The organism is Herbiconiux daphne (assembly GCF_024979295.1).
Taxonomy (GTDB): Bacteria; Actinomycetota; Actinomycetes; order Actinomycetales; family Microbacteriaceae; genus Herbiconiux; species Herbiconiux daphnes.
In genome coordinates this window covers 1-1,265 of record NZ_JANLCJ010000106.1, presented here as the reverse complement: position 1 = coordinate 1,265, position 1,265 = coordinate 1, and the positions used below count along the sequence as shown (strand labels likewise).

Below are 1,265 nucleotides of genomic sequence, written 5' to 3'. Positions count from 1 at the left end.
GAACCCACCAGCATCCCCTACGTTAATGGAACTGTTATGTACCAGTGAGATGCCCTCACCAGAATGCCCCTGAAGCTGACCACGGACATAAACCAGCGCACCTTCACGTACCCATGCTTCAGCTACAGAACGCTGTGTAGTGTAATCTACAGTGCGTACATTGCCCTGTTCCATAGTCGCAAACGAAGTGCGTTTATTGGACGCTCTTGTGATTGCAGTTGGGGCATTGATAACAGTCGCCTGACCCATCACAGTTTCATTTAACTGAGATGAACCGTAGTTCAGAATGAAATCACCTTGACGACCACGATAAGTACCGCGACCATCACGACGAAGTTTCAGAGAGTTATGACCAGCAGCAGTCAGTGCTTCGTTCAAACGATTCACTGTATCAGAAGCTGCGTGGGAGAACAAACGGATACGTGCCATTTTATAAATACCTTTGAATTTTGGATAAAGTCAGGGCGACCGAAGCCGCCCGTCCATTTAAGATCTACTTCTCAGATTGCGAATTGTGGTTCTCAATTCACCGATGTTGCGATCACAATCTTTGTAACGGCTAGTCAGCGACCATAATGCATGGCCGGTATTACCCGGCTGTTGCATCATCATAAAAGCCGTGTGTTGCAAAGCCAACTGTTGTTGAATCTGCTTCTCATAGCTTTTAATTGATTCCTCAATCGCTTTCATGACCCTGGCGTCACTCATTTGGTTTGAATACCTTTCAGTTTGCAGTAATCAGCCAGCGCCATGTGGATTGCAACAGGATACGGAATCACAACTTCCTGACCAGTCTGCTTTTGATAAGCTGCGGTCTGGTAGTCACGAATTGCACGTAACATATCACTACCCATTGCAGTCATTGGAACTTTACGCACAACGACTGGTGAATCAAGGCGAAGAATCTTTTTCTCGCTCATCGAATTATCCATTTCGATATCTCCTATGTTTCAGTTAACGTTTTCGAGTTTTTGGAAGGCGATCTTCCTCCAGCTCTTTGTCACACGGAGAACAAACAACTCGGCCACCCATGAAGGAAGCCGTCTCCGCATCCTCCCAAGCAATACGACCTTTACAACACCAGCACTCATTCATCTTGAGCCATTGTGGTCTGGTAACTTTCATATTGTTCTTGAGAGTTCTTCTCAGGACGAGAATGTCACGTTTTTTAACTGGTTCTGTTACAGGAGTTGCCTTCGGCAGAAGGCTAACATGACGGCCTGCATTATGGCAAACCACACATACACCATCTACCGAACTTTCCA

Annotated in this window: 4 protein-coding genes; all 4 read right to left on the bottom strand. The window is 46.1% G+C overall.

Features of this window, described 5'->3' with window-relative positions:
- The coding region (locus N1032_RS23345) for a hypothetical protein (protein ID WP_259542738.1) at positions 1-429 on the bottom strand (429 nt) is incomplete at its 3' end.
- A gap of 57 nt (positions 430-486) precedes the next feature.
- On the bottom strand, positions 487-708 hold the full coding sequence (locus N1032_RS23340; protein WP_259542737.1) for a hypothetical protein: 222 nt from the start codon (positions 706-708) through the stop codon (positions 487-489).
- The gene (locus tag N1032_RS23335) at positions 705-932 is read right to left on the bottom strand and encodes a DUF7195 family protein (protein ID WP_259542736.1); all 228 of its coding nucleotides are present in this window, start codon (positions 930-932) and stop codon (positions 705-707) included. Before N1032_RS23335 ends, N1032_RS23340 begins: the two co-directional genes overlap by 4 nt.
- 22 nt (positions 933-954) lie before the next feature.
- Positions 955-1,265, bottom strand: a 311-nt coding sequence (locus tag N1032_RS23330; RefSeq protein ID WP_259542735.1) for a hypothetical protein, incomplete at its 5' end; no start/stop codon positions are given.